Source organism: Deltaproteobacteria bacterium (assembly GCA_016218975.1).
Classification (GTDB): Bacteria; Desulfobacterota; Deferrimicrobia; order Deferrimicrobiales; family Deferrimicrobiaceae; genus JAENIX01.
Map to the genome: position 1 here is coordinate 69,548 of JACRCO010000072.1, position 23,462 is coordinate 93,009.

At 61.5% G+C, this 23,462-nt stretch carries 23 protein-coding genes; 17 read left to right on the plus strand and 6 right to left on the minus strand.

What is annotated here, in order from left to right:
- The 8 genes from HY896_10840 to HY896_10875 all read left to right on the plus strand — a co-directional run bounded on the left by HY896_10840 (position 1) and on the right by HY896_10875 (position 8,434).
- The gene (locus tag HY896_10840; GenBank protein MBI5576844.1) at positions 1 to 480 is read left to right on the plus strand and encodes an RpiB/LacA/LacB family sugar-phosphate isomerase; all 480 of its coding nucleotides are present in this window, start codon (positions 1 to 3) and stop codon (positions 478 to 480) included.
- Positions 481 to 656: 176 nt separating this feature from the next.
- On the plus strand, positions 657 to 2,762 hold the full coding sequence (locus tag HY896_10845) for a PAS domain S-box protein (protein MBI5576845.1): 2,106 nt from the start codon (positions 657 to 659) through the stop codon (positions 2,760 to 2,762).
- 89 nt (positions 2,763 to 2,851) lie between these two features.
- On the plus strand, positions 2,852 to 3,682 hold the full coding sequence (locus HY896_10850) for a hypothetical protein (GenBank protein MBI5576846.1): 831 nt from the start codon (positions 2,852 to 2,854) through the stop codon (positions 3,680 to 3,682).
- Entirely contained in the window at positions 3,663 to 4,703 is a 1,041-nt protein-coding gene (gene dctP, locus HY896_10855; protein MBI5576847.1) for a TRAP transporter substrate-binding protein DctP, read from the plus strand. The genes HY896_10850 and dctP overlap by 20 nt, the downstream gene beginning before the upstream one ends.
- Before the next feature lie 53 nt (positions 4,704 to 4,756).
- The gene (locus HY896_10860; protein MBI5576848.1) at positions 4,757 to 6,586 is read left to right on the plus strand and encodes a TRAP transporter large permease subunit; all 1,830 of its coding nucleotides are present in this window, start codon (positions 4,757 to 4,759) and stop codon (positions 6,584 to 6,586) included.
- 94 nt (positions 6,587 to 6,680) lie between these two features.
- On the plus strand, positions 6,681 to 6,971 hold the full coding sequence (locus HY896_10865; protein ID MBI5576849.1) for a nucleotidyltransferase domain-containing protein: 291 nt from the start codon (positions 6,681 to 6,683) through the stop codon (positions 6,969 to 6,971).
- 390 nt (positions 6,972 to 7,361) lie between these two features.
- On the plus strand, positions 7,362 to 7,790 hold the full coding sequence (locus HY896_10870; GenBank protein MBI5576850.1) for a hypothetical protein: 429 nt from the start codon (positions 7,362 to 7,364) through the stop codon (positions 7,788 to 7,790).
- Positions 7,787 to 8,434, plus strand: a complete 648-nt coding sequence (locus HY896_10875) for a zeta toxin family protein (GenBank protein MBI5576851.1) — start codon at positions 7,787 to 7,789, stop codon at positions 8,432 to 8,434. The genes HY896_10870 and HY896_10875 overlap by 4 nt, the downstream gene beginning before the upstream one ends.
- A 377-nt stretch (positions 8,435 to 8,811) precedes the next feature.
- On the opposite strand, the gene HY896_10880 is transcribed toward HY896_10875, so the two are convergent.
- A complete protein-coding gene (locus tag HY896_10880; GenBank protein ID MBI5576852.1) occupies positions 8,812 to 9,237 on the minus strand; it encodes a PIN domain-containing protein in 426 nt (141 codons plus the stop codon).
- Positions 9,234 to 9,482 (minus strand): hypothetical protein, encoded by a 249-nt coding sequence (locus tag HY896_10885; GenBank protein MBI5576853.1) that lies wholly within the window; start codon positions 9,480 to 9,482, stop codon positions 9,234 to 9,236. The genes HY896_10880 and HY896_10885 overlap by 4 nt, the downstream gene beginning before the upstream one ends.
- Positions 9,483 to 9,649: 167 nt before the next feature.
- On the opposite strand from HY896_10885, the gene HY896_10890 reads away from it, so the two are divergent.
- The 9 genes from HY896_10890 to nrfD (HY896_10930) all read left to right on the plus strand — a co-directional run bounded on the left by HY896_10890 (position 9,650) and on the right by nrfD (HY896_10930) (position 18,534).
- On the plus strand, positions 9,650 to 10,210 hold the full coding sequence (locus HY896_10890) for a hypothetical protein (protein MBI5576854.1): 561 nt from the start codon (positions 9,650 to 9,652) through the stop codon (positions 10,208 to 10,210).
- A gap of 22 nt (positions 10,211 to 10,232) precedes the next feature.
- Positions 10,233 to 12,041 (plus strand): translational GTPase TypA, encoded by a 1,809-nt coding sequence (typA, locus tag HY896_10895; protein MBI5576855.1) that lies wholly within the window; start codon positions 10,233 to 10,235, stop codon positions 12,039 to 12,041.
- A gap of 66 nt (positions 12,042 to 12,107) precedes the next feature.
- Positions 12,108 to 12,620, plus strand: coding sequence for a ferritin family protein (locus tag HY896_10900; protein MBI5576856.1), 513 nt, complete (start codon positions 12,108 to 12,110; stop codon positions 12,618 to 12,620).
- 94 nt (positions 12,621 to 12,714) lie between these two features.
- Complete coding sequence (locus tag HY896_10905) at positions 12,715 to 13,263, plus strand: hypothetical protein (protein ID MBI5576857.1); 549 nt, start codon at positions 12,715 to 12,717, stop codon at positions 13,261 to 13,263.
- Positions 13,264 to 13,332: 69 nt separating this feature from the next.
- Entirely contained in the window at positions 13,333 to 14,259 is a 927-nt protein-coding gene (locus HY896_10910; protein MBI5576858.1) for a 4Fe-4S dicluster domain-containing protein, read from the plus strand.
- A gap of 16 nt (positions 14,260 to 14,275) precedes the next feature.
- Positions 14,276 to 15,547 carry a polysulfide reductase NrfD gene (gene nrfD / locus HY896_10915; protein MBI5576859.1) on the plus strand — a complete coding sequence of 424 codons (1,272 nt, stop codon included), beginning with the start codon at positions 14,276 to 14,278 and terminating at the stop codon, positions 15,545 to 15,547.
- Positions 15,548 to 15,767: 220 nt separating this feature from the next.
- On the plus strand, positions 15,768 to 16,526 hold the full coding sequence (locus HY896_10920; GenBank protein ID MBI5576860.1) for a hypothetical protein: 759 nt from the start codon (positions 15,768 to 15,770) through the stop codon (positions 16,524 to 16,526).
- The gene (locus HY896_10925) at positions 16,490 to 17,278 is read left to right on the plus strand and encodes a 4Fe-4S dicluster domain-containing protein (protein MBI5576861.1); all 789 of its coding nucleotides are present in this window, start codon (positions 16,490 to 16,492) and stop codon (positions 17,276 to 17,278) included. The genes HY896_10920 and HY896_10925 overlap by 37 nt, the downstream gene beginning before the upstream one ends.
- Complete coding sequence (gene nrfD / locus HY896_10930) at positions 17,275 to 18,534, plus strand: polysulfide reductase NrfD (protein MBI5576862.1); 1,260 nt, start codon at positions 17,275 to 17,277, stop codon at positions 18,532 to 18,534. Before HY896_10925 ends, nrfD (HY896_10930) begins: the two co-directional genes overlap by 4 nt.
- A 59-nt stretch (positions 18,535 to 18,593) precedes the next feature.
- Here the strand turns inward: nrfD (HY896_10930) and HY896_10935 are convergent, their stop codons facing one another.
- Genes HY896_10935 through HY896_10950 form a run of 4 tightly spaced genes read right to left on the minus strand, consistent with a single transcriptional unit; the run spans position 18,594 to position 23,462 of the window.
- Positions 18,594 to 19,352 carry a metallophosphoesterase gene (locus tag HY896_10935; GenBank protein MBI5576863.1) on the minus strand — a complete coding sequence of 253 codons (759 nt, stop codon included), beginning with the start codon at positions 19,350 to 19,352 and terminating at the stop codon, positions 18,594 to 18,596.
- Positions 19,353 to 19,390: 38 nt separating this feature from the next.
- Entirely contained in the window at positions 19,391 to 20,602 is a 1,212-nt protein-coding gene (locus HY896_10940; GenBank protein MBI5576864.1) for an MFS transporter, read from the minus strand.
- Between the two features lie 5 nt (positions 20,603 to 20,607).
- Positions 20,608 to 22,824: a 1,4-alpha-glucan branching protein GlgB gene (gene glgB, locus HY896_10945; GenBank protein MBI5576865.1), complete on the minus strand. Its 2,217-nt coding sequence runs from the start codon at positions 22,822 to 22,824 to the stop codon at positions 20,608 to 20,610.
- Positions 22,825 to 22,844: 20 nt separating this feature from the next.
- A complete protein-coding gene (locus HY896_10950) occupies positions 22,845 to 23,462 on the minus strand; it encodes a hypothetical protein (GenBank protein ID MBI5576866.1) in 618 nt (205 codons plus the stop codon).

Genomic DNA, 23,462 nt, shown 5'->3' on the forward strand with positions numbered 1-23,462 from the left:
ATGGGCCCGGGCCGGAAACCGCTTCGGATCGTCCTCGCCTCCGACCACGGAGGGGTGGAAATGAAGGGGGATCTCCTGATGCGCCTGTCGGGCAAGGGCTTCGAGTTGCGGGACCTGGGGACGGACTCCGCGGATCCCGTCGACTACCCCGATTTCGGATTCGCGGCGGCTGCCCTCGTACGGCGCGGAGAAGCCGACCGGGCGGTCCTCATATGCCGGTCGGGGATCGGGATGGCCATCTGCGCGAACAAGTCGAAGGGAGTGCGGGCGGCCGTGGTCTCCCGTGTCGCCGACGCATCCCTCTCGCGCCGGCATAACGATGCCAATGTCCTGGTACTGGGGGCGGACGAAATCTCCATCCTGCAAGCGCGAAGGATCGTGGAAACGTGGCTATCAACTCCTTTCGACGGGGGAAGGCACCGCCGGAGAGTCGACAAGATAAAGCGCTTCGAGGAGGCGCACTGGAAGGAACGCGGTTAACCCATAAACTACAGTATTTTCATGGGGATGTCCGCCGCGCAGATCGTTTTTCCAATTTTGTGCATCTAAAATCGCGTTGAACGGCGCAGGGGTTTTGTTGACATCCCCATCCAACCCTTTTATAAAGGAAAAACAATTGTTTCGGCCGTAACCCTAATGGGGATACAGGGAGAGCCATGGGAGACACGATCCCGTTTCCGTCCCGGAACCGGGGGCAGGGGGAGGCGCACGCCAGCGAGGTCCCGCTGCTTGCCGTGCCCAGGATCGCAAGGATCTGCGCGCTCGGACTCGGGCTTGATGAGTTGCTGGAAGAGGTTTGCCGGGAGATTCTTTCCCTCTGCGGCGCGGAAGGATGTTATCTCGTTTCCTGCCGCGATCACGCATCCCGAATCGAAATCTGGAGAAGCGTCATTCCCGGCGACTGGCCGGATCTGGGCGGTCTCTACCGCCGCGAGGTCCGGCTGGGCGAGGCCGTCGAGCGGCTTCGCTCCGAGGGGGGGCAGGCGTTCGGCGATCTTGAACTTTTGCCGCCCGAGCACCCGTTCCGGCTATTGAACGATCCATCGCAGGTCCGTTCGGCCATGCTGTTCCCCTTGAGGTACGGCTCCCGCATCCTGGGAATCCTGGTCCTGCACGCATACAGCGGGAAGAAAAGCTGGAACGAAGGCGAGAGGCGGGTGATCGAGGACGTGGTTGCGCCGATCCTCTCCGCGGCGCTCGAACGCCGCCGGATGGAGGAGGAGCTGCGGGACTCGGAAGCCCGCTACCGGTTCCTGGCCGATCATGCGCTCGATTTCATATCCCTGCACGATCCGGAAGGAAAATATCTCTATGCCAGCCCGGCGGCCGGACGAATGCTGGGCTACCGGCAGGAGGAGATGATCGGGGTTCCGGCAGCCGTTTTCCTCCATCCCGACGACCGGGAAAAATTCCTCGAGGAGAACCGCAGGATCGCCGATAAAGACAGCTCCGCGGTCACGCTCCATTGCAGGCTCCGCCGAAAGGACGGGGGATATCTGGAAGTGGAAACCGTTGCGTCCGCGGTGCGCGACGAGGCGGGGGAGATCCGCATGATCCTGCGGATAACCCGCGATATCACGGAACGGAAGCGTATAGAGAACCACCTGTTCGAGAGCCAGAAGCTGGAGACCCTGGGCATGCTTGCGGGCGGAGTGGCCCACGAGTTCAACAACCTGCTGCTGGGGATCACCGGCGCGGTGGAGCTGCTCCGGCTTATGTTGGCGGGCAACGTGGATGCGGGGAAATACCTCGACATGATCGAGCGCAACGGGGAACGCGCGGTGGAACTCACTGGCCAGCTCCTGGCATATGCGCGTAAGGGGAAATACAGTCCCCAGGTCCTTCCGCTCAACTGGGCGGTGGACGAGGCCGTGCCAATCCTGAAAGCCGCCTTCCCGCCGTCGGTGGAGTTCCGGCTGGACCTGGCGGAAGACCTTCCGCCCGTGCTCGCCGACGCGGCCCAGCTCAAACAGGTCGTGATGAGCCTTTGCCTCAACGCGGGGGAGGCGATGCCCGGCGGCGGGGCACTTTCCATACGCACGCGCAGGGAGGAACGTCAGGCCGCCCGGAGCGGGAGCGGAGGCGATTCGCACCCCGTGCGATTCGCGGTGCTCGAAGTGGGCGACACCGGATGCGGGATGGACGAGAAGACCCTGGCGCGCATTTTCGAGCCGTTCTTTTCGACGAAGTTCATCGGGAGGGGGATGGGGCTGGCCGCCGTCCGGGGGATCGTCGAGATCCACGACGGGGAGATATCCGTCCGCTCGCTTCCCGGCAAGGGAACGACGTTCACCATCGCGCTGCCCGCCGCTCCCGAGACACCGGCGTACGGCGAGGAACGGGAAGACCCGGCGGACGGCCGGAACGGGACGATCCTCGTGGCGGACGACGAGGACGACGTGCGCGAGGTGGTGAGCGCCATGCTGCGCTCATTCGGATACCGTGTGATCGAGGCGCGTAACGGGGTCGAGGCGGTCGAGCTGTTCCGGGAACGCCACCGCGAAATAGCCCTTGTGCTGCTTGACCTGATGATGCCGTGGATGAACGGCGACCGCGCGTTCTCCGAAATGCGCAGGATCTGTCCGTGGGTGCGGGCGCTCCTGGCCAGCGGCTACGACGAAAGCGAACGGATACGGGAGATCGTGGCGGAAGGATTCCAGGGGTTTCTCCAAAAGCCTTTCCGCAGGGCGGAACTCGGCAGAAAGGTGGAGGAAGTCCTCGGCGGCCGCGGAAGGGGAGACGATCCCCTGATACGGAAATAGGCGCGCTCGCCGTGCGCCGCGCATTCGCACCGCTGGTGGCGCTTCTCCTTGCGTCGTGGGCCTGCGGATGTTCCCCGAGGAGCTATGCGCTGCACAAGGTGGCCGACGCGGTCTCGTCGGGAAACGAGGGGTTCGCGAACGACGACGATCCGGAACTGGTGCGCGAGTCTATCCCCTTCGCCCTCAAGGCCATGGAGTCCCTCCTGTCGGAGCAGCCGGAGCACCTCGGGCTCCTGACATCCCTTTCGAGGGGGTTCACCCAGTATTCTGCGGCGTTCGTCTGGCAGGACGCGGTGGAAACGCCCGATCCGGATGCCTCCCGCGCGGGAAGGGAAAGGGCAGGAAGATTGTACCTGCGGGCCAGGGAGTACGGGCTCAGGGGGCTTGAGGCGGGGCACCCGCGTTTCCGTGAGGAATTCGCGACCGATCCCGCCAAGGCGACATCGAAATTGGAGAAGGAGGATGTGCCCCTTCTTTTCTGGACCGGGGTTTCCTGGAGTCTGGCGATATCGACCGCGCAGGACGACCCCGGGATGCTTGCTGACCTCCCGCGCTGCGAGGCGCTCATGAGACGGGCGCTGGCGCTACGGGAGAATTTCGAGGACGGGGCGATCCATGAGTATTTCATCGCCTTCGAGGGAGGGCGTCCCGAGGCAATGGGCGGATCGGCGGAACGGGCCAGGCTGCATTTCAGGCGGGCGATGGAACTGTCCGGGGGGAAGAAAATCTCACCGCTGGTGACGCTGGCGGAGAACGTCTCCGTCCGCGCGCAGGACCGGAAGGAATTCATCGATTTGCTTGACCGTGCGCTTTCCTTCGACGCCCGCGGCGGGCCGCCGAAATACCGGTTGGCGAATCTGGTTGCGCAGCGGAAGGCGCGCTGGCTGAAAGGGAGAGCGGATGACCTGTTCCTGGAGTAGGGGATTCGTCGCAATCCATATGTTCCTTTTCGTCTTTTCGGCGGCCCCTTCCACGGCCGCGGGAGCGACGGTCATCAAGATGGCCACGCTCGCACCGGAAGGATCGTCCTGGTATAAGGTCCTGCAGACGATGGGCGAGGGGTGGAAGAAGGCGACGAACGGAGCCGTCACCCTGCGCATATATCCCGGCGGCGTGGCGGGGGATGAAGACGCGGTGATCCGCAAGATCCGCGTGGGCCAGCTCCAGGCCGCGGCGGTCACCGGCATCGGCCTTTCCTACCTCGACCGCTCTTTCTACGCGCTGCACGTCCCCATGATGTACTCCTCCGACGAGGAGTTCGATTACGTCCGGGACAGAATGGCCCCCATCCTCGAGCGCAAGCTCGAAGAGAAGGGGATGATCGTCCTCAACTGGGGAGACGCCGGTTGGGTGCATTTCTTCGCCAAGAAGCCGTTCACCCGCCCGTCGGAAGTCAAGGCGATGAAGCTCTTCGTATGGGCGGGCGACACGACCCTCATCCAGCTCTACAAGGAGACCGGGTTCAATCCCGTCCCCCTCTCTGCGATCGACATCCTTCCGGGGCTCCAGACGGGGCTCATCAATTCCTTCGACACCACTCCTTTGGCGGCCCTTGCCTTCCAGTGGTTCGGCCTCGCGCCGCACATGGCCGATCTCCGGTGGGTGCCTCTCACCGGTGCGACTATCATCGACAGGAAGGCATGGCTTTCGATTCCCGAAAATCTGCGTCCGAAGATCCTCGAGGCGTCGAGGGAAGCGGGGAAGAACCTCCGCGGCGAGATCCGCCGCCTGAACGAGGAAGCCGTGAAGGTAATGGTGAAAAACGGGCTCAAGGTCAGCCATGTCCCGCCCGCCGCCCAGGCGGAATGGCGAAAGATCGTCGAAGACGTCTATCCCAGGATCCGCGGGAAGATCATTCCCGCCGACATGTTCGACGCCGCGCGGAAGTATCGCGACGAGTATCGCGCCGCCCACCGCGGGAGGGCCGTCGGAGCCCGTTAATGCCCATTTGCCGAATGAGCGATGCAGGTTGATTGCAGGACGGTGCGGTAGTCTTGGAGGCTCCCGCCCGATCCGCGCCCGCCGTGGACATGCCCCCCTCCTCGCTTTCCGACCGCGTGGAAAACCTGGCCTCGATCCTTCTTCTCGTAGGCATGGCCGCGCTTCCGCTCCTTGAAATCGTCGGCCGCAAGCTCTGGCGCACAGGGATTCCCGGCTCGAACGCTCTCGTCCAGCACGCGACGCTCTGGATAGGCTTTCTCGGAGGGGCGATCGCCGCGCGCGACGACAGGCTTTTGTCGCTCGGACGCCTCACTGACCGATTCCCTGAACCGTACAAGGGATGGCTGGCTGGCTTCGTCGCCGCGATTTCCACCGCGATCTCCCTTCTGCTCGCATGGTCGGGGTTCCAGCTCGTGCGGGCGGAGTGGACCATCGTCCAGTACGTCGTTCCCTTCCTTCCCGTTTGGGTTGCGGAAAGCGTTATGCCCGCGGGATTTCTCGTCATCGCGTGGCGGATCGTCCGCGGAGCATCCGGAAGATGGGGGGTCCGCGCGGCCGTCACCGCCGCAGCGGGCGTGTTTTCGGCATTCATCGCGTCGGGGCTCATGCTGGAAAGCGGTCCGTTCGCCGCGGCGCTTTTGGTCCTTCTCGCCGCCGTGATCCTGGGAGCCCCGCTCTTCGCCGCGCTGGGCGGGCTCGCGGTCATCCTGTTCCGTCACGCGGACGTACCGCTCGCCTCCATCTCCGCCGAGATCTACCGCCTCGTCACTTCCCCTTCCCTTCCCACGATTCCGTTGTTCGCGTTCGCGGGATATCTGCTCACGGTGGGGAACGTCTCCCGCCGGCTCGTCAGGTTCTTCCGGGCGCTCGTGGGATGGATGCCCGGCGCGATCGCAGTGGTAACGGTCCTTGTGTGCACCTTCTTCACGACGTTCACCGGCGCTTCCGGCGTGACGATCGTGGCGCTGGGAGGGATCCTGCTGCCGGCGCTCGTCGCGGAACGGTACCCGGAGAGGTTCTCCCTGGGGCTTCTCACCGCGTCCGGGTCGCTCGGGCTTCTCTTCCCGCCGTGCCTCCCGGTCATCCTGTACGGCGTCGTGGCCGGGATCGCGGTGGACCAGATGTTCCGCGGCGGACTCCTGCCGGGAATACTCCTTTCGGCCATCATGGCGGCGTGGGCGGTCAGGACCGGGGTGCGCTCCGGCGCCACCCGCGCGCCGTTTTCCTTTGCCGAGCTTGGCAAAGCATCGTGGGAGGCGAAATGGGACCTGCTGCTCCCCGTCATCGTGCTGGTCGGGATTTTCGGGGGGTTCGCGACGATCGTGGAGACGGCGGCGCTGACGGTCCTCTACGCCTTCTGCGTGGAGGTGTTCGTCCACCGGGACATCGACCTGCGCAATCAATTTCCCACAGCGGGGGTCGAGTCGGCGCGGCTCGTCGGCGGGTTTCTCCTTCTGCTCGCGGCCGCGACGGGCCTCACGGGTTACATGGTGGATGCCGGGGTGCCGGATGCGATCTTCGACTGGGTCCGCGAAACGATCCACTCCAGGGTGGCCTTCCTCCTCGTCCTGAATTTCTTCCTGTTGCTCGTCGGGGCCACCATGCACATCTTCTCGGCGATCGTCGTCGTCGTCCCGATCATCGCGCCGCTCGCCGCCTCGTACGACATCCATCCCGTGCACCTGGGGATCATCTTCCTCGCGAACCTCGAGTTGGGGTTCCTCATGCCCCCCGTCGGGATGAACCTCTTCCTCTCCGCCTACCGGTTCGACCGGCCGTTCATGGAGGTCGCCCGCGCCACGCTTCCCTTCCTCCTCATCCTCCTCTGCGGCGTCCTCGCGATCACCTACATCCCCTGGCTCACCACGGCCCTGCTGCGGTAACGTCCAGCCCCTTTTTCTTGATGAAATCCGCCTATTTGTGTAATCCTGAACCGGGGAATTCAGGTTTTGAATTGAAGAAGAGAGGATGTCTCCCATGGATATAGCTGGCCTGATCCGGGAAAAAAGGCAAACGATCCTGGAGATCGCACGACGTCACGGCGCGAAGAACGTCCGCGTCTTCGGGTCTGTGGCCCGGAGGGAGTCGACCGAAGAGAGCGACGTGGATTTTCTGATTGAGGTGGAAGGGCCGACGTCCCCATGGTTTCCGGGAGGTTTGGTCGCCGAACTCGAAGCGCTTCTCGGCCGTCGCGTGGATGTTGTGGAGTTGGCATCTCTTCGCGAGAGCATGAAGGAAAGAATCCTCAAAGAGGCTGTTTCGCTGTGAAGGACGATCGCCTTTTTAAGGTGTTTCCCTATCTCCATGTTGCCCGCTTCTGACCGGGCCTTCAGACAGTCCCACACTAAAGTTTGCGGACGCTACAATTCGGCGTCGCGCCCCGCGTGGGCGCGTGGATTGAAACCTCACGTAGGAGTCAAGGAGCACCCGGTTATCGGGTCGCGCCCCGTTTTGGGAATTCGGGGGGAAATCTGTGGTGGAACTGGGGATTAAAAAGGTGAAATTCCCGAGATCGGCTATAAGGTCATAAGAGAAGGTACGGAGAGAGGGTAGGGAACGAAGACCCTTTGAGGGCGCACAAGCATCGTTGTGGCCTTGCCTTAAATCTGGTATCATTAGGTGGCAAAAGGTTGCATTGTTATCTTATGGAGGAGTGAAATGCCGAGCAAACAGATGGCAATCAAGCTATCCGATGTGCAGGTTATCCGTGACGTAAAACACAAGGCTAAAATCGCGGACAGGTCGATGGCCGGGCAGATCGAGCATTGGGTCAAACTTGGCCAGGCTGTCGAAGCGCTCCTTTCCACAACGGAAGTCAACACACTCAAGGAGTACCTCAAGAACTTTGTCCACCAGCCCGACGCGGAATCGGTAAAGATGAAAATCCTTTCGTCGATAAACCAATTTATATATTCGTCAGACCGAAGGTCGGTGAAAGATCGAATATTATCGCATGGAGGCCCTGTTTTTCAGTCGGACACTGAGCATCCAGGCCGGGTGATCCGGATCATGCCGGACGGCACTCGCGCATCAGGCACAATCCATGAGGGCGCTTTTGTTCCTGTAGCAACTCGTCGCGGTAGATGAAGAGCCATCCTGTTTTTCCTCCGTTTCCCGTTATATGGGCGACGGGCAAGAACAAGCCTGTATTGGTTGTAATAGCAGGCCCTAACGGGGCCGGAAAAACAACCTTTTACGAAGAACGTATAGCCCACAAAGGTTTCCCGTTCATCAATGCAGATCTCATTACAAAAGAAATGGAAGCCAAGGGAGAAAAGGTTACCGACCATGAGGCGGCAAAGATTGCCGAAACAAGACGCCGTGAGTATGTCTTGAAAAAAAGATCGTTTTGCCTTGAGACCGTTTTCTCCGATATGGTAGGGAGTAAGCGGCAGTTGTTAAATGACGCACAAAAAAATGGATTTTACTGTTTTCTTATATTTATCGGATTAGACCAGCTTGAAACTTCACGGGCACGCGTATTTCAGCGGGTGAGCGAAGGAGGGCACAATGTTCCCGATCAAAAACTGAAGGAACGATTTCCCCGAACTTTTGACAACCTTCGCAAGGCAATTGGCTTTGTTGATCAGACCATCCTTATAGACAACAGTTCCTTCGACAACCCATATCGGCTGATTGCCACATGTGTTTCGGGACAGGTGGTGCAGTTGTTTCCGCCTATACCTATCTGGGCGCGCGATGTTTTGCCGCTCGGATGGAAAGTTCTTTAAAACGCATGGCGCTCCCGATGTCTACGGTGTACATCGGCGAGGCGAAGGGGAGGAAATACTGGCGCATCTTCGTCGCGCGCATGATTTCCATGCCTTCGAAATCGGTCCTGGTGGCGGTTTTACCCTGACTCCAATCCTGGATAGCGGGCCGTGACTGCGTAATCCGTCAGCTCGACGGCGGAGACGACTTCTTCCGGAACGGAGGTCTCCGGCAAGAGCCGGTCAAGAAGGAGCCTTAGATAGTGGGTTAGTGGAGGGGCGACGCCAACATGGCGTCTCAAACATCACTTCTTCCAGAACGGGTGTCCGGGAAAGGGCCTGGAAGCCGCATGGGGGAAGTAATGCCCGCTCAGGTTACGACTGGATCCGCTATTGCACTACGATTCGGCGCCGGGAAACGCCAGGTATTCCACGGCGGTGCAGACCCGTATCGCCGGCTTGCGGTAGTGCTTGATGTTGCGTGTGATGAGAACGGGCACCTTTGCGGCAAGCGCCGCGTGGTACTGGAGGGCGTCCTCGAAATCGGTGAAACCGGCGTTCAATGCGGCGGATACGGTCTCGCCGCCGACGGGCAACACCGTGACCACCTCTCGCAGCAGTTTAAGGATTTCGATGGCCCGGCGCCCGGAGGTTTCCTTACGCAATATGTAATGCAGGTTGGCGAAAGACAACGACGAAACACATGCTTTCAGCGTTCCACGCTCGGCCATGGAAAAGAGCCGTGCGGCAGGAAAATAAAAAGGTTCCCGGCGCGCAAGGAGGTCCAGCACGACATCCGTGTCGACGAAGACCGCCTTCTTCACCTGTATTTATCCGCAAGGTAGTCCGCGTATCCCTTCTTTTTCCCCTTGCGAACGGCGACGGCGGGGATTACTCCGGACAGCGCGGCCACCTTATTGGTGATGTCGCCGCCGTCGGCCGATGTGCGCGTAATATCCCGCAGATACCCTTCGACGAGTTTGGACAGGCTCTTGTGCTGTTTGCGGGAAAAATGCTTGGCCCGCTCGATCACGTTCTTCTCGACGCTCAGGGTTAGTTTGGAAGACATTTCCGTTTCCTCCTGATACGTGATAATTTTACGATACATTACGTACTTCGGCATTGCAACAGCCAGGCGGGCCATAACGGGGTGTGCATCCAGGGCGGTCCGTGGTATATTTGCTGAATCCCGGACCTAAACCAGGCATCTTTCCCGTAAAAACACAGGAGATGGAAATGCTGAAGAAGGAAGAGTGCGTGCTGTACAGCGGAGGAGCCAAGGGCGCGGAGCAGGAGTTCGGAGCCCAGGCGGAAAAGTACGGAATCGAAGAGGTCAACTTCACGTTCGACGGGCACGGGACGGTGCGCACCCGGGGCCTTCGGACGCTTTCCCCCGAGGAACTCAAGAGCGGCGACGTGAGCCTTGCCTATGTATCGAATCTGATGCACCGCACCTACACCGACGCCATGTTCATCCGCAAGGTGCTCCAGACCCTTTGGTTCCAGGTGAACGCCGGGCAGGAGATCTACGTCGTCGGCAAGATCCTGGAAGACGGCACGGTGCGCGGCGGCACGGGCTGGGGGGCCGAGTTCGCAAAAATTTGCAACAAGCCGATCTTCGTCTTCGACCAGGATAAAAACGCCTGGTTCGCCTGGGGGGAAACCCGGTGGATGGAGGTCGTGGATCCCGGCAACCTGCGGATCGGCCACTCCCGATTCACCGGAACCGGAACGAGGTTCCTTGAAGAAAACGGACGCCGGGCCATCCGGGAACTTTTCGAGCGCTCCTTCAAGTAATACGACCGCTACGATAAACGGCATGAGACCTTCCGACATACGCAACGTTGCGATCATCGCCCACGTCGACCACGGAAAGACCACTCTCGTCGATGCGATGCTCAAGCAGAGCGGCATTTTCCGCGTGAACCAGGACGTTCCCGACCGCGTGATGGACTCCATCGACCTGGAGCGGGAGAAGGGGATCACGATCATGGCGAAGAACACCGCCGTGGTCTACCGCGGGGTGAAGATCAATATCGTGGACACACCGGGCCACGCGGACTTCGGCGGCGAGGTGGAGCGCACCCTTAAGATGGTCGATGGCGTGCTCCTGCTGGTCGACGCATCCGAGGGGCCTCTTCCCCAGACCCGGTTCGTGCTGAAAAAAGCGCTGGAAGAGGAATTACCGGTGATCCTCGCCGTGAACAAGATCGACCGGCCCGACGCGCGTATCGACGAAGTGATAAACGAGGTCTACGACCTCTTCATCGACCTCGACGCGACGGAGGAGCAGCTCGAGTTCCCGATCCTGTTCACTAACGCGCGCGCCGGGACGGCCCGGGAAAAGGATAAAGCGGAGGGGCACGACCTTCGCCCGCTCTTCGACCGGATCCTCACCCACATTCCGCCGCCGTCGGGGGACCCGTCCGGACCGCTTCAGTTCCTCGTTACCAACCTGGACTACAGCGATTACGTCGGACGGCTGGCCGTGGGGAGGGTCTTTTCGGGTACTCTCCGGGCCGCGGAGACGGTTACCGCCTGCGGGAAGAACGGCGCGCTGGACCGGATAAAGGTGGCCCTCCTTTACGGGTACGAGGGGCTCTCGCGCAAGGAGATTCCGGAGGCGGGCGCGGGGGACATCGTGGCCGTGGCGGGGGCGGAGAGCATCACCATAGGGGACACGCTTTCCGACCTGGAGACTCCGCGTCCTCTCCCGCGGATCGCCGTAGACGAGCCGACGGTCTCGATGGTCTTCTCCATCAACACTTCCCCCGTGGCAGGCAGGGAGGGCAAGTTCGTGACCTCCCGGCAATTGAGGGACCGCCTCGAAAAGGAACTTCTCTCGAATGTCTCATTAAGGATCGACTTTTCGGGAACGGATGCTTTCACGGTCATGGGGCGCGGAGAGCTTCAGCTTGCGATCCTTATCGAGATGATGCGGCGCGAGGGATTCGAGCTGTCGGTCTCCCGGCCGGAGGTGGTGACCAGGACCGAGAACGGCGTCCTGAAGGAGCCGGTTGAGATGCTCTTCGTCGATGTTCCGGAAAGCTACCTCGGGGCGGTCACGCAGGGGCTCGGGGCCAGGAAGGCGAAGATGACGAAGATGGTGAATCCCGGGCAGGGCAGGGTGCGCCTGGAATACAGGATCCCTTCGCGCGGGCTTATCGGGTTCCGCTCGGAGTTCCTTACGGAGACGCGCGGTACGGGGCTTCTGAACCATCTCTTCGACGGATACGATCCCTGGCTCGGACCGATTCCAGAGAGGATAAACGGGGCGCTGGTGGCCGACCGTACGGGGCGGTCGACCGCCTACGCGATCTTCCACCTTCAGTCGCGCGGCGCCTTCTTCATCGGTGAGGGGACGCAGGTCTACGAGGGGATGGTCGTCGGCGAGAACTCCAGGCCGGTGGATATCGACATCAACGTTACGAAGGAAAAGAAGCTCACCAACATCCGCGCGGCGGGCGCCGACGAGGCGCTGCGGCTTGTTCCTCCGCGCATCCTCTCGCTGGAAAGCTCGCTGGAGTTCATCAACGACGACGAGCTGGTGGAAGTTACGCCCCACTCGCTGCGCCTTCGGAAAAAAATCCTCGAAGCGTCGCGCCGTCCGAAGCGGAAGGAAAATTAAGGTGGCAACTTCGGATTCCGTCGCGCATACTTATTAGAACGGTATTTTGAGCAAGGAGCATCCGATATGCCGAAAGCCGCACCGGTAAAGCGGAAGCACAATGCGTCCGGCGCGCTTGCACGAGCGCTGAAGTTCGAGAAACAGGGGAAAAGGTTTTTCTCCAACGCGGCGGCCAAAGCGTCCGATCCGTTCGCGAGGCAGGTCTTCGAACTCCTCGCCGTCCTGGAAGACAAGCACTGCCAGGATATCCTTGCGATCGACGCGAAGCTGGAGCAGGACGGGAAATTTCCGGCCGTGTCCACCGCGTCGAGCGAGGTGAGGATGAGGATGTTCCAGCGGGAAACCGCCAGGCTCCGCAAGGAGAAGACGGTCACGGGAGACGCGGCGGCGGCCATGCGCAAGGCCCTGGGCTTCGAGGCGGAAGGGCGCGAAATGTACCGCAGGATGGCCGACAGGGCGGCGCATCCCATGGAGAAGAAGTTCTTCCGGCTCCTGTCCGCGGAGGAAGCGGCGCATTTCGAAGTTGTTTACGAGTATCTTGAATTTCTGGAGGCGACCGGCCTCCGTATGGGGGAGTAGAGGGCGATCGGGGGTTGGGGGGCAATCCCCGTTTGCCGGGAAAATTGCCGAATAACGCATTAATTCCTCTTTTCATCTTTTCAACGAGGGTCCGATGGGAAATACACGCTTGACCTGTCTCTGCCTCTTCGCGGCGATCGCGATGTCTTTCCTTCATGCCGTACCCGCGGGAGCCGCGCACCAGGCGGAAGAACGGAAAGCCCGGACGGAGGCGCAGGCCGCGCAGCAGTTTCCGGTTCCGCCGCCGCCTTTCACGCCCGGCATCTTCCCGTGTTCCGAGTGCCACAAGGAAATCAAGCCGAACCCCAGGCGCAGGGAACTCAAGGACGAACACACCGGCATCGTCCTGAACCATGCACAGGGGCAGCGCTGGTGCCTCGACTGCCACGATATCGGCAACCGGGACAAGCTACGGCTGGTCTCCGGGGAAAAGATAAGCTTCTCGGAGTCGTACCGGCTGTGCGGACAGTGCCATGGTGACAAGTACCGCGACTGGAAGGTCGGCGTCCACGGCAAGCGGTCCGGACAGTGGGACGGGAAGAAGGAATACCTGCTGTGCGCGCACTGCCACAACCCGCATGACCCGCGGTACAAGCCCATTCAGCCGATGCCTCCCCCGGTCCGTCCGGAGAGGACACGGTGAAGAGGGGCAGCCCGAATTCGCCGCCTGCGCCTCCGGCGCAGCGCTTCAGGAATTACAGGAGAGGATGACATGCCGGACAAGGAAACGCGCGAGCAGAAGGTCTTTCGTCTTTCGCGGAGGAAAGCGCTTAAAAGCCTGGCCGCGGCCGCCGGAGCGCTTGCCCTCCCCGGGAAGGACGCGTCCGCCTCGTTCTGGGAGTCTTTCTTCCAGAAGAACTTCCGCGAACTGCGCAAGGACGAGTTGCAGAAGATCCTTGCCCGCATGGAAAGGGAATACAGCGCTCAGTACGGCAAGCCCGTCAAGGTGAAGGCCACGCCTCCTCGCGAGGGCGTCCAGTACGGGTACGCGCTCGACCTCTCGCGGTGCATCGGCTGCCGGCGCTGCGTCTACGGCTGCGTCAAGGAGAACAACCAGTCCCGCGATCCGCAGATCCACTGGATCCGCGTCCTTCAGCTTAACAAGGAGAAGGGGGTGGACCTGGAGGAGGCGGAGCAGTACTACAACCCGGCCAAGGTGCCGGAACCGGGACATTTCTACATGCCCGTCCAGTGCCACATGTGCAAGAACCCTCCGTGCACGAAGGTGTGCCCGGTCCAGGCCACGTGGACGGAGAGCGACGGGCTCGTCGTGGTGGATTACAACTGGTGCATCGGCTGCCGTTACTGCATGGCTGCGTGCCCGTACGGAGCGCGCCACTTCAACTGGAAAAAGCCGGGCCTTCCCGCCGCGGAGCTCAACCCCGACACGCACATCCTCGGGAACCGCCCCCGTCCGGTCGGCGTTGTGGAGAAGTGCACCTTCTGCATCCAGCGGACGAGGGAGAACCCGGGGCGCTACCCGGCGTGCGTCGAGGCGTGCCCGGTGGGTGCCCGCAAGTTCGGGAACCTGCTGGATCCGGACAGCGAGATCCGGTACATCATCGAAAACAAGCGGGTGTTCATCCTGAAGGAGGACCTCAACACCCAGCCGAAGTTCTTCTACTTCTACGCGACGTGAGAGTCAGGGGCGGACGATGAAAATGATCTGGGAATTTTTCAAGGGGACGCTGGTCCTCGTTTTCCGGGGGAGCAAGGCATATTACGCATGGGTGTTGGGCCTCCTGCTGCTGATGGCGGCCGGAGCGGCCGCATACGTTTACCAGATCCAGGCCGGGCTGATCGTCACCGCGATGCGGGACCAGGTATCCTGGGGGTTCTACATCTCCAACTTCACGTTCCTCGTCGGCGTGGCTGCCGCGGCCGTCCTGTTAGTCATTCCCGCGTACGTATATCACTGGAAGCCGATCAAGGAGATCGCCGTCCTGGGCGAGATGCTGGCCGTTTCCGCCATGGTGATGTGCCTCCTGTTCGTAACCGTCGACATCGGGCGTCCCGAGCGCTTCTGGCACCTCATACCCAAGATCGGCATTCTCAACTTCCCGCAGTCGCTCCTCGCATGGGACGTTGTGGTGCTGAACACGTACCTTGTCCTGAACCTGGTTATCGCCGTCTTCATCCTCTACAACCTGTACCACCGGCGGGAGCCGAACAAATCCTTCACGACGCCGCTGATCCTGTTCTCCATCCCCGCCGCCGTTTCGATCCACACGGTTACGGCGTTCCTCTACAACGGCCTGGGCGCGCGCCCCTTCTGGAACGCCTCGATTCTCGCGCCCCGGTTCCTTGCGTCGGCCTTCTGCTCCGGCCCTGCGTTCATGATCATGCTCTTCCAGGTGATCCGGAAGTACACCAAGACGGAAATCAAGGACGAGGCGATCTTCAAGGTCGCCGAGCTCATCGCCTATTCCATGTTCCTGAACCTCTTCCTGCTGGGCGCCGAGGTGTTCAAGGAGTACTACTCGGACACGATCCACCTTGCGCCCATGAAGTACCTCTTCCAGGGGCTTCACGGGCATTCGTCGCTTGTGCCCTACATCTGGACCGCCATGATCTTCAACGTGACCGCGTTCATCCTCTTCCTTATCCCGAAGACCAGGGAAAACTTCGTCACGCTCAATATCGGGTGCGTGCTCATATTCATCGGCGTTTACATCGAAAAGGGCATGGGGCTCGTGATCCCGGGGCTGGCGCCCGACGTCCTGGGAGAGATCTACGATTATTCCCCGACGGGCATCGAGTTCCTGGTGACGATTGGAATCTGGGCCACCGGGCTCTTCGTGTACACGATGCTCCTCCGGGTTGCGATTCCGATCCTCAACGGGGACTTCCACGTCGGGGAGGACGGCGTAACGCCGGTGATCGCCGACCAGATGTTCATTCTCCAGCGGCCGGAAAGCCGGGGTTGATTCCGATTCCGATTGAGGCGATAGCGGGTCCCATTTCCGTTGACATCGCCGCGTGCTCTTTATAGAATTCTTAAGCTTTTTTCCAGGCCCACGACAACCCGGGGGGGCGGGTGGGCCAAGGGTCGCGTAGAGCCGTATTTCAGATGACTATTTCCACATCTCCGGCGAATCCCGATACCTCCGCATCATTTCCCATAGTTTCCGGGAGGAAGAACGCGCAATGAAAAATTTCCTGTCGAAAATGCCGGATGCCCTGGTCAGGCTGCTGGTCGTCTTCCTGGCCTTCGGCATCATCGGGGCGTTCGTCGTCATCGTGCTGATCCCGAAGCCGATGAAGGACGTAAAAATCCAGTGGGCGGACTCCACGAAGAGGGAACAGGCAAAACCGGTCAAGTATGCCGGCTTCCATGCCTGCGCGGAGTGCCACGACAAGCTCTACGAGAAGAAGAAGACGGGGTACCACAAGGACCTTTCCTGCGAGACGTGCCACGGGCCGGCCAAGGCGCATACCGAGGACCCGGACAAGGTAAAACCGTCCATCCCGAAGGAGCGTGCCTACTGCGTCCTGTGCCATGCATACAATCCTTCACGTCCCAGAGGCTTCCCTCAGATAAACCCGGTGGCCCACAACCCGCTGAAGCCCTGCGCGTCGTGCCACAACCCGCACGACCCGAAGCCGCCGACGACTCCGAAGGAGTGCTCCGCGTGCCACGGAGAGATCGCCCGTACGAAAGCGGTGTCCCACCACGTGGCCCTGGAATGCACGACGTGCCACCAGGCGCCCCGGCAGCACAAGATCGCCCCGCGGAGCGTGAAGCCGTCGAAGCCGCAGAGCAGGGAGTTCTGCGGAAAGTGCCACGCCAAGGACGCGAAGGACAGGATGGCGAAGAACGCCCCGAGAGTGGACCTGGCGACGCACGGTGAGAAATACGTGTGCTGGCAATGCCATTATCCCCATTCGCCGGAGGTGGAAGAATGAACGGCAGGCGGAATTTTCTGAGGAACACTCTGGCGTTCCTCGTCTCCGGCACCGCGATCGGAGGGGGGATATTGAAGCTCTTCCCATCGAGCGCGCTGGCGAAAGAAGCCCCGCGGAAGGGGAAGTGGTACGGGTTCGGCGTCTCGGTGGACAAGTGCATCGGCTGCGGCCGCTGCATGGAGGCGTGCAAGGTGGAGAACGACGTCCCTCGTGAGCCGTTCTTCTTCCGTACGTGGGTCGAGCGTTACATCATTCGGAAGGACGGAGAGGCGGTCGTCAAGGCGATCAATCCGAACGCGGAGCCTATGGCCGCCGATACTTCCGGCGACCGCAGCATCCTGCGAAGCTTCTTCGTCCCGAAGCTTTGCAACCAGTGCGCGGATCCTCCGTGTGCCCAGGTCTGCCCCGTCGGGGCGACCTTCCAGACGGCGGACGGAGTCGTCCTCGTCAACGAAAAGACGTGCGTCGGCTGCCGGTATTGCATACAGGCTTGCCCGTACGGCGCGCGATATCTTCATCCGGTTACGCGGACGGCGGACAAGTGCACCTTCTGCTATCACCGGATCTCGCAGGACCTGCTTCCCGCATGCGTCGAGGTCTGTCCGACCCAGGCCCGGATTTTCGGGGACCTGAACAGCAGCGCAAGCCCCCTGTCGAGGTTCCGGCGGATGAACAAGATCCACGTGCTGAAACCGGCTCTCAACACGGAGCCGAAAGCCTACTACGCAGGTCTTGACGGAGAGGTCCGATGAACCAGGAGCTGCTGCACACCCTGAAGGAGATCATGCCCCAGATCACGGGTTACATCTACCCGAACGAGATCGAGGTCCACTGGGGGCTGCTCATCGTCGTCTACCCGTACATCACCGGAATCGTCGCCGGGGCGTTCATCCTGGCGTCGCTAGTCAAGGTTTTCAACGTCAAGGAGGTCCAGCCGCTCTACCGGCTGTCTCTCCTGACGGCCTTGTCCTATCTCCTCGTCGCCCCGCTGCCGCTGCTGTCGCACCTGGGCCACCCGGAGCGGTGCTTCGAAATGTTCCTGACGCCGCAGCCGTCTTCGGCCATGGCGATGTTCGGTTTCGTCTACGCCTGGTACCTTATGGCGGTGCTTCTCATCGAGATCTGGTTCGTCTATCGCGTCGACATGATCGTTTGGGCGGAAGGCGGGTCGGGCCCTATGAAATGGATCCACAAGGTCCTGTCGCTCTTTTCCAGGGACCGTAGCGAAAGCGCCGTCACCTTCGACCACAAGGCCTTGAAGACGATCACCATCATCGGCATCCCGTCGGCCTTCCTGCTGCACGGATACGTCGGTTTCATATTCGGATCCGTCAAGGCGAACCCGTGGTGGAGCAGCGTGCTGATGCCGATCGCCTTCCTCTTTTCGGCCATCGTGTCGGGGGTCGCGCTGGTGATCCTCTTGTACATGGTCATAACGCCGCTCACAGGCGGGAAGATCAACATGAAGTGCGTCGACAAGGCGGTCGATTTCCTCTTCTACGCCGTCATCGTCGACTTCACGCTGGAGTTCGTCGATTTCATCCATCGCATCTACCAGAGCGAGGAGGAGATCAAGATCCTCTCGGAAATGGTCATGAGCAAGCTCTTCATGAGCCTCGTCATCATACAGGTCCTGCTGGGGATGATCCTTCCCCTCGGGATCATCGGCGCGACCAAGATCTTCAAGAGACGGTTCACCCTGAACGAGGACTTGCGGAAAATGCTCTACTTCATTTCCGTGCTCCTGATCCAGTTCGGCATTTTCACGATGCGGTGGAACGTCGTCATAGGCGGGCAGATGTTCTCCAAGAGCTTCCGGGGACTTACGACATACAAGATGGAGGTGACCGGGATAGAGGGTCTCCTCTATACGCTGGTGCTTCTGTGCCTGCCGTTGGTCATACTCACGGTGCTGATGAAGATCCTGCCTCCATGGAAAGAGATGAGGGAAGAGGACAAGAGCCTCGAAGGCGGAACGCCGGGTTCCCTGCCCGCGCCGGGTGCATAACATCCGCTCCCGGAAATAGCCTGTCGAATTACGGAACGGCCGGGACCTCCCGGCCGTTTTTATCTGATCGGGATAAACGTCTCGCGGATGCCGTGGTCGGTGACGTCTATCCGGTAGAACCCGTACTTCTGGAAGGGAACCAGAGGGGCGCCCGCGCCGCCGGATACGATCACCTTCGTCCCGTTCCAATCGTCGACCAGGTGCATGTGCTCGTGGCTGCAGAGGAGCAGGTCCACCTTGTGGCGCGAGAGGATCTTCAGCAGTTTCATGCTCTGGTCGCGGTAGCCGTTTTTCGTCCCGTGCGGGAAGATGTTGTCGGTGTGCGGGGGGAAGTGCATCGAGACGACCAGGCGGGAGATCCCGTTCTTTTTTTTCGGATGCGCGGCGAGCTCCCGGTCGAGCCATTCAAGGGTGTTGTCGGCGAACGTTCCGCCCCCGTTGTCCACGACGACGAACCGGGCGTCCTTGTGGGTGAACGCGTAGGATGTTCCAGCGAGGCCGAAGAACCGGGTGAACTCCTCCCGCGTGCTTCGGTACAGCTCGTGGTTCCCGATCGCTATATATAACGGTTTATGGAATCCGGCCGTCTTCGCTTTAAACGCTTCCCACGACTTCTTCCCCCCCGGATGCTCGAGGTCCCCCGTGTGAATGAGGAACTCCATCCCGGAGTCGCGCACGGTCGCGAGTATCCTGGGAAAGATTCCGTTCTTGTCGTCCCTGCTGTCGCCGCACACGGCGAACGACCACCCGAAGGCCGCCGAAGCCCACAGCAGCCCGGCCAACATCAAGGCAAACCCGAACCGTAAACGCGTTGTCATTCGATCCTCCCGTAAACGCTCCGCTTGAGCTGCGGCGATCACTCCATTCGCCGCAGTTCGGGGTATTTCGCGTAGACTGCGAGCCCCGCCGCGAGGCTCGCGGCGGCCGTGGCGGCCAGCGCAACGGTCGCTGAAGTCGCGGCGGCGAGAAATCCGAGGAGCAGGCTCCCCAGCCGCATCATGCCGAGGAAGAGGGACACGTAGATCGCCAGTACCCTTCCCCGCAGGTGATCCGGCACGAGCGACTGGAGCAGAGAGTTCGCAGGTGCGTTCTGGAGAACGAAGGCGAACCCGATGGCGGTCAGGAGCGCGACGGACAGGACCAGGTTGCGGGAGAAAGCGAAGGCGATGAGCAAAAGGGGAAACGACAGGCTTCCCGCGGTCAGCGCCATCCCCTTGCGCCGTACGGCCCAGCCGGTCGCCACGTACAATGAACCGAGCACGGCCCCGACCCCCGCTGCGGACATGAGGAGCCCGTACATGCCTGCGCCCCCGCCGAAGGTTTCCTTCGCGAAGATCGGGACGAGAACGTGGTACGGCATCGCCAGGAGCGCCGCGAATGAGATGAGCGTGACAACCGCCATCGGCGCGCGATGCGCCCCGATGTAGCGGACGCCGCCGAGGATATCGTCCCCGAGCTTCCCTTCGGAGTGCGTGCGGTGGATGAGCGCGGCATCCATGAGGAAAAGCCCGCCAAGCACCGCGATGAAGCTCACCCCGTTCAGGAAGAAGGCCCCGGAAAGGCCGACGTACGCGACGAGGATCCCGGCCGCCGCCGGCCCGATCACCCGCGCGCCGTGGAAGATGCCCGCGTTGAGCGCGATGGCGTTGGACAGGTCTTCCTTCCCCACCAGTTCCACGACGAACGCCTGCCGCGCGGGAGTGTCGAGCGCCTGCGTGGCGCCGAGCAGGAAGGCAAGGACGAGCACATGCCACACCTGCACGACCCCCGTCCAGCAAAGACCGGCAAGAACGAACGCCAGGACCATCATCGCGCCCTGCATCAGGAAGATGATCCTGCGCTTCGAGAACCGGTCGGCGATTGCGCCCGCATAGAGCGTCAACGGCACAAGGGGAATGGCGCCCACGAAGTTCACGAGCCCCAGGTCCAGCGCCGATCCGGTCAACTGGTACACCAGCCAGTTCTGGGCGATCGTCTGCATCCACGTCCCGACGAGGGAGGTGAGCTGCCCGTAGAACCAGAGCCGGAAGTTGCGGTGCCGCAGCGCCCGGAAGGTGGACGCGAGCATGCGCGCTATCCCGAAAGTCGCAGGTACAGCGCGCCCAGCGGAGGGAGAGTCAGGCTCACGGACCAGGGACGGCCGTTCCACGGAACGGCCTCCGCGTTCGCGCCGCCCACGTTGCCCATGTTGCTGCCGCCGTAATAGGCGGAATCGCTGTTGAACGCCTCGAGGTACAAGCCGGGGGCGGGAACGCCCACCCTGTAATCCTTCCGGACGACGGGAGTGAAATTGTACACGCATACCATGAAATCGTCGGGGGATTTCGCCCGCCGCAGGAAACAGATAATGCTGTTGTCCACGTCGTGGAAGTCGATCCACTCGAACCCCTCGGGGCGGAAGTCGACTTCGTGCAGGGCGGGCACGGACACGTGGAGGCGGTTCAGGTCCCGCACCAGCGCCTGCAGTCCTTTATGCGTATCCCACTGGAGAAGGTCCCACGAAAGCTGCCCGTCGTGGTTCCATTCCACCCACTGGCCGAAATCCCCCCCCATGAAGAGCAGCTTCTTTCCCGGGTGTGCGTACATGTAGGAATACAGGAGGCGCAGGTTCGCGAACCTCTGCCACAGGTCCCCGGGCATCTTGTCCAGCATCGCGCGTTTATGATGGACGACCTCGTCGTGGGAGAAGGGGAGGACGAAGTTCTCGTGGAAGGCGTAGAGCAGTGCGAAGGTGAGCGTCCCGAAGTGGAATTTCCGGTGGACCGGCTCCTTCTCCATGTATTCCAGCATGTCGTGCATCCATCCCATGTTCCACTTGAAGGTGAACCCCAACCCGCCGACGTAGACCGGGCGCGACACCATCGGCCATGCGGTCGATTCCTCCGCGATCGTCACCGCCCCCGGATGCTTCTCGTGTACGAGCTCGTTCATCCGCTTCAGGAGCGAGATGGCTTCCAGGTTCTCCCTCCCCCCGAACTCGTTGGGAATCCAGGCGCCGTTGTCCCTGGAATAGTCGAGGTAGAGCATCGAGGCCACCGCATCCACCCGGAGGCCGTCGATGTGGTACTTCTCGAGCCAGAAGAGAGCGCTGGAGAGAAGGAAATTCCGCACCTCGCGCCGCCCGTAGTTGAATATGAGCGTTCCCCAGTCGCTGTGCTCCCCTTTCCGCGGGTCGGCATGTTCATAAAGATGGGTTCCGTCGAACCGTGCCAGCCCGTGCGCGTCCTTCGGGAAATGGGCCGGCACCCAGTCGAGGAGCACCCCGATTCCCGCTTGATGGCACCTGTCCACGAATTCCATGAAGTCCCCGGGAAGGCCGAACCTCGCGGTGGGGGCGAAGTGTCCGAGCGTCTGGTACCCCCAGGAGCCGTCGAAGGGGTGTTCGGTGACCGGCAGCAGCTCGATGTGCGTATATCCCATTTCGCGGACGTAGGTGATGAGTTCATCCGCCAGCTCCCGGTAGGTGAGGTACCTGTAATTCTCTTCCTCCTTCCGCTTCCACGAGCCCAGGTGGACTTCGTAGACCGTCATCGGCGCTTCCACCGGGTTTCGGGAGGCACGTGCGGCGAGCCACTCGGAGTCGCCCCATGTGTAGCCGTCTATATTCCAGACGATCGATCCGGTGCGGGGCGGCGGTTCGAAGCGGAGGGCGAATGGGTCGGACTTGAGAAACACTTCTCCCGCTACGCGCGCCCGGATCTCGTACTTGTAGATTTCCCCCTCCGCCAGCCCCGGAATGAAAATCTCCCAGACGCCGCAGTCGCCGCGGTTTCTCATCGGGTGGGCCCGGCCGTCCCAGTGGTTGAAGTTGCCCACAACGGAGACGCGCTCGGCGTTAGGGGCCCAGACGGCGAAGGAGACGCCTGAAACGGCTCCCATCCGGAAAATATGGCTGCCGAGCTTGTTGTACTGGTCGAGGTGCGTCCCTTCGGACAGCAGGTGGATATCGAACTCCGTCAGGATGCAGCCGAAGGAGTACGGATCGTCCTGGATCCAGCGGTATCCCTCGCGGTCGACGATTTCGATCCGGTACGGGAAGGGCTCGGCGACGCCTGGAAAAACCGCCTCGAACACGCCTTCCGGGTGGAGGCGCTTCATTTCCGCCGGGGGCTGCCCCCCTTCGCCTGAAACCGTCACGAACGCCTGCGAGGCGCGCGGCAGGATGGCGCGGATGGCCAGCGCTTTCTGTTCTCCGACGTGAACGACATGAGGACCGAGAACCGAGAAAGGGTCCCAGTGCCTCGCGTCGGCCAGAAGCTCGACGTCTTTTCTGCGTATCGTTCGCGGCATGCCGGAAGTGTGAAGGGAAACTATTGGCGGACCTTGAAGAACGTCTCTCCGATGTCCTTCCCGCCCCCCATGCTTTCAACCGATGCGACGACGCGGTATTTCCCCGCCGGGGCATCGGCGGGCAGCGTGATGGGGACGATGCTCTTCCACGTCCCGCCTTCCCGCGCGATCTCGATCGAGGTTTTTCCGACGGAAGACCCGTTGACGAGAATTTCCCGTGTTTCCCTGACGAGGACCTGCTGTTCGGCGGAAGGGACGAGGACGGCGTACGTCAGGTTTATGTTGATCGTCTCTCCGGGAGCCAGGACCGCCGGGTTGGACCGGACGGACTCGATCTTGAGCCGGATCCCCTGGGAGGGGGAGTATGCGTATTCCCTGCTCGTCTGGGCGAGCGTTTTCTCCTGCTGGTCGAGATGGTGGCCGATAGCTCCCCCCGCAAGTCCGCCGAGAAGTCCCCCGACCACGGCGCCGCGCTTTCCCCCGATGAGCCCGCCGACCACGGCTCCGCCCACGACGCCCGCGCCCGCCCCGATCGTCGTTTTTGGATTTTCCCGTATCGTACGGCCGGTTTCCGCGCACCCGTGGAGGATCGTTGCCAGGAAAACGGCGGCGATCGCCGTGCACAGGATCTTCCGCAT